1 pseudogene is annotated in these 204 nt (G+C 80.9%); it reads left to right on the forward strand.

From position 1 onward, the window contains the following. A pseudogene (locus QWY29_RS20960) lies at positions 1-204 on the forward strand (hypothetical protein); the annotation flags it as partial.

Genomic DNA, 204 nt, shown 5'->3' on the forward strand with positions numbered 1-204 from the left:
CAGCAGTCGCAGGAGGAGACCCGCAACGCCGCGCAGGCGCTCGCGGCCGGTCGCCAGGAGGCGCCGCGCCAGGAGCAGCGCGAGCCGGGGGCCGCGGCCACCCGCCCGCAGGGGGCCCCGAGCCAGCAGGGGTACCAGGGCCAGCAGGGCCAGGCCCAGCCCCAGCAGGCGCAGCGCCCGGCGCCGCGGCAGGTGCAGTTCGAC

The organism is Nocardioides abyssi, assembly GCF_030412915.1.
Classification (GTDB): domain Bacteria; phylum Actinomycetota; class Actinomycetes; order Propionibacteriales; family Nocardioidaceae; genus Nocardioides; species Nocardioides abyssi.